We start from the raw sequence: 8,294 nt of genomic DNA on the forward strand, positions 1-8,294 counted from the left end.
ATCCATGCACAAGAGGGTCTATACAGTCCTTGCTTTCATTCCTTGTTCTCTAGAGAACAAGGAATGAAAGCAAGGACTGTATAGACCCTCTTGTGCATGGATGCGGTCAAGCCCTCTTGTATAGTTATGATATCTGCGCGAACCCTCTTGTATAGTCATGATATCTGCGGTCAAACTGTCTTGTATAGTCATTATGTATGCGTTAAACCCTCTTGTATAGTTATGATATCTGCGTCAAGTCGTCTTGTATAGTTATCATACTTGCGTTAAACCCTCTTGTACAGTGATACATCTGCGGTCAAACTGTCTTGTATAGTTATCATCTATATTCAAACTGTTCTGTATAGTTATCTTAACCCTCTTGTCTAGTTATAGTTGCGTCAAGTCGTCTTGTATAGTGATGGCATTATCAAACCGTCTTGTCTATAGATAACTTCTTACCAAGTGCTGTATCCAATTCAATTAATAGCTTTTATATTTATATAAACAAACTATAAGCACGACTTGTCACAGCCGCGAGTTTTCTTAATGGACTGTTTGATTTCTCCAAATTCCCCCCCGTGCTGTTTCCTTAACTTACCCTCTTGTATATAGATAACTTATTCTGACTTCTCCAGTAGTGCGATCGCTAATTCTCCAAATTTCCCCCGCAAAGGCTTAACACAATTACGCACGGTTTAAAACTTGGTACTCTATTTAAACGCGCTAATTTCACCCCGTGCCGTTTCGCACTACAAAACGTATTACTTTTGTAATATGCCCCAGGATTTACCGCTATAATATTTCCTACTCTGTTTAAACGCGCTAATTTCGCCCCGTGCCGTCCCGTGTAACATAAACATACTACTTTTGTAACACGCCCAGGATTACCGCCATAGTATTCTACATTCTTCTTATACGCGCTAATTTCGCCCCGTTCCGTTTTAAATTTTCCTGACAACGAACTATTAAATTAAAACATCCCCAGTGTCCCCTATTTTACCCCGTGACGGTTCTAAACTGTTTAAACGACTATTACATCGTTTAGCGGATTATACCTCTTTAACCTACCTTAGAACCGCGCTATTAGGATTTAGCCTAAAATCCGCCCAATTCCGTCTTACTCCGTTTAACACTTAAATTACATTTTGCTTTATTTTATACTTTAGCCTAAGCGGTTTCGCCGGGGCTTAATGGTGTGGTGATATTCATTCTGATTTTATAGAAAAAAAGGCGGCTATCACCAGCCCTAAAATCGCCCTCAAATCCTTTACCAGCAACCGTTACAGCGATTGAAAATTATTGAGAATCTTTATCAATAAGCATTTTTAAAGTTGGTGGTGACTGAACCAATTTTAACAAAAACTACGTATAAAATAACACCTAAAAATATAGGACAAAACCAAAATTTCCCCACAGCAATAGATGGTTAAAGTTGCGGGGGACTGTTGGGGACTGATTAAAATATCCCTGTACAATCCCTCTTGACATTAGTGTTATCCTTGGTTACTATCTAATTATGAATTTTATTTATTAAGGATATCAAGGATATGGCTAGACAACTTAAATCTTCTGAAGACTTAGAAAATACCTACATCAATGACAGGGTAAAGATTTTACTACCTCAATTTGAATCACTCGCACCCTTCAAAATTACCGAACGCAAAAAGGGTAAAAAGCTTGGAAGTAAGACTTTAACGGGATGGGAAGCTTTAGCCGCACAGGAAAGCAAGCTACTCAAAGTTACTTATCCAGATGATCGTACAGAAGAAGAAAAGGAATATGGTACTTGCTTGCGTCAAATTACCGCACTTAAAAAGGAATTAAAGATAGCAGCAAAGACTGAATTAAAAGACCCTGCTTTGTATCACCCTGTCTGCACTATCATTACCAATTTTGGTAATGCCCTTAGCTATCAATTTGCCAGTTATAAAACCCAGCAAAATACCCGTTATCGGGAAACTGTCACGGAACGCCGCAAAGCAGATAACAGAATTGAGATTGATTTAACCAACTCCCTAAAATATGCCTCTAGCATCCTTACAGACATTAAAAATGGTGAGGATGCTAACTGGCTTGATGTTTCTTGTGCCGTAGCTTTGGCAACTGGACGGCGTATGGCAGAAGTCCATCTATCAGCAAGCTTTGAGTTAATTGATAGCCATACCGTAGCGTTTAAGGGTCAATTGAAAGGCAAGGATAGGAAGATTCGAGTAGTTGATAAAGCTGTTAAATTACGTGACGTAACTTTTAAAATCCCTACTCTATTACCTGCTGATTTAGTCTGCTTTGCTCTTGACTGGCTTAACAGTAAGGGTAAACGATTTGATCAGGATGAAGACCCTGAACGAGTAAACAGACGCTTCTCAAAAACCTTAAATCAAAAATGCAAGGATTGGGATATTTTCCCAGCCGATGAAAGAACCTACCACAAGTTTAGAGCCGCATATTTAAGAGCCGCAATTATCAATGATGGGAATGTAGATCCCTATGACTTTACGGACTTTGCTAAGGAAGTGTTAGGCGATGACGATGAAAGCACTATTAACGCCTATAAACGGTATGAGATAAAGCAAGGAAGCCTTACCAAAATATAAAATTAATCCCTATACAAAACCTCTTGACATATTCAAATAAGAGAGTTAGTATAGGGATAGTTAAATAAATCAAACCTATTATGAGTGACACTAACAAAGCTTCTCAAATTGCCTTAAAACTAACGACACAACTGCAAAATCTAACTGATGAATTAGCTATTAAGGAAGTTACCCTTAAATACTGGGATGAAATGAAAAAAGCCGTATCAGATGGCAATTTTAGCAGATGTAGAACTGTTTTGAGAAAAGCTATTCAATCGGCTTTTCCTGATAAAAATGAAGCCACACCCGGTTACTACTTTACTAAGGCTGGTAAGGGTCAAGTAGAACGATTTGAACACTTGGCTTTATGGTATGCCACTGCTAGTGAGGAACGATGGGAAGTAGTTGGAGACGATGCTAGAAATCAATATTTTACTGGCTTTTCACCATCACTAGAAACCGCTACAGAAGTTAAACCAGAAATTATTACAGAAGAAAATACCGCAACAGAATTAACTGCAAATATTCCCGCAGAAACTAAACCAGAAATCACTACAGAATTAACTTTAGAATCTATGAAAATTGAAGCTTTACAACTGGATGCTGACACTCAACAGAAGGTACAAGATGCTCTAACTCATTCTGGTTTATCTCTAGCAGAATTTATTCAAAAAGCTTGTACTATTTATGCGACTACATTAACAGGTAAAGCTAAACAATTTGATTCTGATTTGTCAGGAGTTGAGACACAAGAATTACTTAGCGCAAAGTACAAAACACACCCTGGACGTGCTAGAGAAATGGTTAAACGTGCGATACAAGCAATTAAAATACATAACTCAGAAATGGTATCAGAGACGGGGGACAGGTGGCATATTAATCAAACTGCTATCCAATCCCTAACAGGATCAAAACCTCAAACTGTGAAGGAAATATTGACGGACTACCAGGATGACATTAATAGCCATAATGCAACTCATGAACTTACACCATATCTGAACCGCAAAGCTGATAAGCGCAAAATAGAAGATGTTATTGATGTCGCGGCTTTAGTCCCTAATGGAATTGAATAAACGCTTTATATAGCAATACTTTTAGGGAGTTTAAACACTCCCTTTTTTAGTGCCAAAATTAGCTGGGATAGAAGAGATGGGCGTTATAGATATAGCAAATATTTAGTTAATAACCACCTGAAAAATAATCAACTTGACTAAGTGAGTTTATGGGAAAGACAAGGAAGTGTATTTACAGAGTGCTACTACTCCTAGTGAGTACAGTCAGTTTCCCCTAACTAAGGTTGCACACCTTTTACTATCACTTTTCAACTTGACTATATCTATAAAAATACAGGAGCAATTATGCCCAAGACAACAAAAACCCTAACCCACACATCAGAAGCAGTTCAGTTTACAGTAGCCTTTATCACAATGGTATATAAGGTAGCTCTATGTACAATCAGTCCATCTCCTATCACTTTCTTCTATGTTTTTATAGCTATTAAAACTTGTCTAAGCACTGCATTTAAACTAAACGATAAAGATAAAATGATTAAAAAGGGAAGAAACTCTTAACATTCTTATGTAGCATCCGTCCTAATACTGGACGGGTGTAACTTCATCAACTAAGGCTATCAATCCTAATTCAGCAAAGCTTTAAGAAAGTCTTTTTTTGATTATTTCTAAATTATTGAAAAAATATTCAATATTTTGTGATGTATAGTGCGCTCTAGAAGTAGTTGTTAAATAATGCAAGTATCTTGCTCTCATACTTGCATTAAAAAGACTTTCATACGCTACTTGTAACTTTCTTACTTCTTCTAACTTTTCTTTATAATTTTTGTTATTTGAATTCTGAAATGTATCTCTGAGTTTCTTGGAATCTTCATTAACAATTTTTTCAACATAATAAAACTTTAAGTCATGTAGTGTAGGTATTCTCGTTCCCTTCGAGTATTTAGATTTATCCAGTATCAATTCTTGACTATTTCCGTTCGTATAAGCATGATAATTTACCCAGTGGAGCGCGGAATAAAAACACATAATAACAGCCCAATCGCAAAAACCTTGTTTTGCTGCTTGGGCTGTATTCTCATTTAGTAGAGCTTGTTCTCTATATATACTTGCTTCTGGCATTATCGAAAAAACTATTCAATTGTAACAAAACTAGAATCAGCATTATTAATTACTTGTGTTCTAAAATGCCAATCTTCCGTCTTATAAAAGTCGCACAATTCCCACTTAGTATCAATAACTAAATTAATTGCTTTTTCCTCAATTTGTCTAGCTATATCAAAATCTACATCAGCTAGTATCTTGAAAGTTATTTCATGTAGGCTTTTGCTGACTCTTGGTATTATAAAAATATCCTCAACATTGGGGATTTCACGTAATTTAGCTTCCAATTTTTTTATTTCTTTTTTAGCTCTATTTTCGGGGAGAATGGAATCTAAAAAACTCTGTTTTTTTTCAATAAAAAACTCACAAAAATTGCTCCAAGCAGTAGCTAAAGTGAAGGGAGTATTGCTTTTTGATTTTTCTAGTTGTAAAGGAACCATTTTCGCCTCCTGAGAGTTAAGATGCCATAAAAATCTTTAGATAAGTTAATTTTATCTAGAAGCAAGTAAAATGTAACAGATAAGTAAAACTAATCTGCTTCGTGGCTTTTTGCTATTTATATATTTTATGCCTATACCCTAATTAAAGATATTTTTTGCAACTTTGTCAAGTTAATTGACTCCAAAAATGGCAAATAACTCATAATGCTGCACAGATATCGCACCGATGCGATACTCTGGCCTTTTTTAAGTTTTTATGAAAAATGATTAAAAAATCTTATTCTTTGAAAAGAATCAGCTTTTGTATGGTTAATTGCTGTTTTCTTGAGATAAATGGAGTTTTAAACCGTAAATAAAAGACGCTTATACATCTAATTAATCATATCTAATCTAGATTCAATTCCACCCGTATAGATTCCGGTATAGAAAGGTCGGTAAATTCCGGTTTCACGACACTATCCACAGGTGACAGCATTGATAAGGCAGAAACAGCCCCTAACACCTGTTCATCACTCACTTCTAAATACCTTTGCAACTGTTCTAAGTTCCTATGCCCTGATAATTCCTGAATTACCCTTAACGGTATGCCAGCGTTACTCATCTGGGTTAAGGCTGTACGTCTGAAGCTGTGGGTACTAACTCCAGTGATTCCTACTTGCTCACAAGCTTTCCTTAAAATACGCGCTGCTGAATCGTGGCTAATATGACCGTTGCTCCTACCAGGGAACAGGTAATCATAACCTGCTAGTCGGTAATGTTCAGCGAGTAACCGCCGTAGGTCTTCAATCACTGGGATGGAACGGGTGGCCAGTTTTCCTTTGGTGTTTGATTTTCTAATCACAAACAGCGGTCTAACTTCACCCTTGGGTGTGTAAACGTCCCCAGTTAGCAGGGTTACACATTCCCTAATCCTACAGGCACTAAATAAACACACACCAAACAGCATCCGGTCACGGTCGTTATCTAAACCTTGACTAAATATTAACTGGATTTCCTGCTGTGTCAGCACTTTGGCGCGTCCGTGCCTGTTGATTTTCATAAGCCACTATAGACCCTGTGATCTACAGCTTACAATTACAGGGCGTTGATAGAGGATACGCTTTACTAATTTTTTTCTAACGTCGCGATAAAGTCCTTATTTATCTCGATACTTGCCAATATTTTTATACTTATGATAATTTACTAATACAGTTAAAATTAAAGAAATCTCAAAGAGAGCGAAACTATCACATACTAATTTAGTTTAAACCTATATACAGCAATGGTTATGAATCCCTAAAAGGGATGTTTGATCCTGAAAGGGAGCAGTAGAACCTAAATGTTTTATAAAGCATATTTAGTTGATTAGATAAATCCATGAATAATACATTAAATAATATTTCGGTAGATGTTATTAATAAAGCTGTTTTTAATGTCGCTGTCGAGCATAAACTTATAAAAAAAATGCTGTATAGCGAATCTTATATTGATTCATATCAATCATTTTCTTGCGTTCAATACATTACATCTATGCGGAATTTAGCTACGCCAATAAATTTTGGTAGTGGTCATGCTACATGGGCAGAATACTTGAAGCTAATAAACTTATTTAATCAAGGATTTGCTAAAACAAAAAATATGTCAATTGAAGCAGCACAGGAAATATTAGCGACAGAAGTTAAAGTAATAACAACGCTGCTAGATATAAATCAAGCTAAAGTAGCTGCACAAGAAAAAAAAATACAAGAAATCACAAAAACAACTGTATATATTGTTCCTATTATTGCTGGATCTATTATACTTTTTGTGATATTTAATTCAATTACAAAAGCAGTAACCCAGCGGTATCTAAACACACAGGAATTAGAGTCTTTAAGAAATGAAAATCAACAATTAGAGCGCATAAATAGCACTTTGAAAAGTCAACTAGATAAACTTGAACAGTTTCAACAAGAAAGCGATAACTTAGAAAATCTAAAAGCAGAAAACCAAGCACTCAAACAAAAAAATAAAAATCTGAATGAGCGGTTAATCCAATGCAAGAAACCCTTCTGGGAAAGGAATTGCAATTAGTAATATGTATAATATTTTCTACATGAGTAAATACGTTTATTTATAAAGTATCTTATTTTACCCTTATCCAGGCTAGACCCCATAATGTCCAGAAAAAATATATTATCAGTCGGTGGAGTAGTTGCGATCGCGCTTATCATAATTACCCTAAATTTTCGCCATAAAACACCAACTAGCGAGACTTACACTGTTATAGATGTAGATGATAATTTAATATTTAATATCAGTAATGGTAGGGATAAACATCAAGTAAAACTTTGTGGGGTAGATGTTCCAAGTGATCAAAACTTAGCAGCTAAAACTTTGATAAGCAAAGAATTAGAACCTGTTGATAACATAGCAACTATTGTTTTTAGTGGTGATACAGCAGAAGTTTTTATAAAAAGTAATTCAGGTATTGAAAAAATGTTATCCGAGGAATTATTAGTTAACGGAATAGCAAAAATTAAAACAGATAATTGTCCTAATCAATCTAGTTTAGAAACTGCGGAAGCTATTGCTAAACAGAACAAAGCAGGGGTATGGAGATAACAAAATCCCCTAGTCGCTCGATTATTGGGGGACTAAATCCTGTATGAAATTATTTTAAGTATATTATCTGATATCCAATATATAACGATATCAGATGATACTTTTTGATATTTAAAATGGGATATCATCGGGATCGCCGCTTTTGCTATTCTGCCACAAGTAGGAAAAATCAGAATTAAAATACATAACTATCCTTGGGTAAACTAAGGTTACTGTGACGCTATCCCCTACTAATTTATGACCTGTTCTAAGGGTGAAAGTGAATGATATTAGATGCTCCCAAATAAGACAATACTTATACTCGCAAAGGTTAAACAGTCTCATTTTTTTCTACTCCTAAACACTAAAAGACTTCCCACAGGAATTGCAGGAATAACGCTGTTTATCATTGCTTTTGCCGTTCTTTTTAATGTCCAGACTACCACAATGAGTACAGGCTATATTTTGCCCTTCCTTGATAGCTTTAGACTGCCACGGACTCGACACAAGCCAAGATTTATTATTAATTAGTTCTCCATCTAAAGCGGGGGGAATTTCCACAAAATCATACTTCATACCGTCAACTAACAAAGCCAAGCGGTAATGATTTTTAACTGGGA

Annotated in this window: 7 protein-coding genes and 1 pseudogene; 4 read left to right on the top strand and 4 right to left on the bottom strand. The window is 35.7% G+C overall.

Features of this window, described 5'->3' with window-relative positions; all coding sequences use genetic code 11:
* Window positions 1–1,529: 1,529 nt before the first annotated feature.
* A complete protein-coding gene (locus tag FJR04_RS23945) occupies window positions 1,530–2,576 on the top strand; it encodes a protelomerase family protein (RefSeq protein WP_168499580.1) in 1,047 nt (348 codons plus the stop codon).
* An 80-nt stretch (window positions 2,577–2,656) separates the two neighbouring features.
* Window positions 2,657–3,631, top strand: a complete 975-nt coding sequence (locus tag FJR04_RS23950) for a hypothetical protein (protein ID WP_168499581.1) — start codon at window positions 2,657–2,659, stop codon at window positions 3,629–3,631.
* Window positions 3,632–4,210: 579 nt separating this feature from the next.
* Here FJR04_RS23950 and FJR04_RS23955 read toward each other — a convergent pair.
* The 3 genes from FJR04_RS23955 to FJR04_RS23965 form a co-directional block, all read right to left on the bottom strand.
* A complete protein-coding gene (locus tag FJR04_RS23955) occupies window positions 4,211–4,690 on the bottom strand; it encodes a hypothetical protein (protein WP_168499583.1) in 480 nt (159 codons plus the stop codon).
* 11 nt (window positions 4,691–4,701) lie between these two features.
* Window positions 4,702–5,112, bottom strand: a complete 411-nt coding sequence (locus tag FJR04_RS23960) for a hypothetical protein (protein ID WP_168499585.1) — start codon at window positions 5,110–5,112, stop codon at window positions 4,702–4,704.
* 385 nt (window positions 5,113–5,497) lie between these two features.
* Window positions 5,498–6,151 (bottom strand): site-specific integrase, encoded by a 654-nt coding sequence (locus tag FJR04_RS23965; protein ID WP_168499587.1) that lies wholly within the window; start codon window positions 6,149–6,151, stop codon window positions 5,498–5,500.
* 317 nt (window positions 6,152–6,468) lie between these two features.
* Between FJR04_RS23965 and FJR04_RS23970 the strand changes: the two genes are divergently transcribed.
* Both FJR04_RS23970 and FJR04_RS23975 read left to right on the top strand, forming a co-directional pair.
* The gene (locus tag FJR04_RS23970) at window positions 6,469–7,164 is read left to right on the top strand and encodes a hypothetical protein (RefSeq protein WP_168499589.1); all 696 of its coding nucleotides are present in this window, start codon (window positions 6,469–6,471) and stop codon (window positions 7,162–7,164) included.
* Between the two features lie 84 nt (window positions 7,165–7,248).
* Window positions 7,249–7,695 carry a thermonuclease family protein gene (locus FJR04_RS23975; RefSeq protein ID WP_168499591.1) on the top strand — a complete coding sequence of 149 codons (447 nt, stop codon included), beginning with the start codon at window positions 7,249–7,251 and terminating at the stop codon, window positions 7,693–7,695.
* 342 nt (window positions 7,696–8,037) lie between these two features.
* Here FJR04_RS23975 and FJR04_RS26735 read toward each other — a convergent pair.
* A pseudogene (locus FJR04_RS26735) lies at window positions 8,038–8,130 on the bottom strand (IS1 family transposase); the annotation flags it as partial.
* Window positions 8,131–8,294 lie beyond the last annotated feature (164 nt).

Origin of the sequence: Anabaena sp. UHCC 0204 (assembly GCF_009711975.1) — a bacterium.
Classification (GTDB): Bacteria; Cyanobacteriota; Cyanobacteriia; order Cyanobacteriales; family Nostocaceae; genus Dolichospermum.

What these genes read in the sequence shown, in the direction of transcription:
- FJR04_RS23945 (WP_168499580.1), top strand. Translation starts at nt 1,530, where the DNA reads ATGGCTAGACAACTTAAATCTTCTGAAGACTTAGAAAATACCTACATC.
- FJR04_RS23950 (WP_168499581.1), top strand. Translation starts at nt 2,657, where the DNA reads ATGAGTGACACTAACAAAGCTTCTCAAATTGCCTTAAAACTAACGACA.
- FJR04_RS23955 (WP_168499583.1), bottom strand. Translation starts at nt 4,690, where the DNA reads ATGCCAGAAGCAAGTATATATAGAGAACAAGCTCTACTAAATGAGAAT.
- FJR04_RS23960 (WP_168499585.1), bottom strand. Translation starts at nt 5,112, where the DNA reads ATGGTTCCTTTACAACTAGAAAAATCAAAAAGCAATACTCCCTTCACT.
- FJR04_RS23965 (WP_168499587.1), bottom strand. Translation starts at nt 6,151, where the DNA reads ATGAAAATCAACAGGCACGGACGCGCCAAAGTGCTGACACAGCAGGAA.
- FJR04_RS23970 (WP_168499589.1), top strand. Translation starts at nt 6,469, where the DNA reads ATGAATAATACATTAAATAATATTTCGGTAGATGTTATTAATAAAGCT.
- FJR04_RS23975 (WP_168499591.1), top strand. Translation starts at nt 7,249, where the DNA reads ATGTCCAGAAAAAATATATTATCAGTCGGTGGAGTAGTTGCGATCGCG.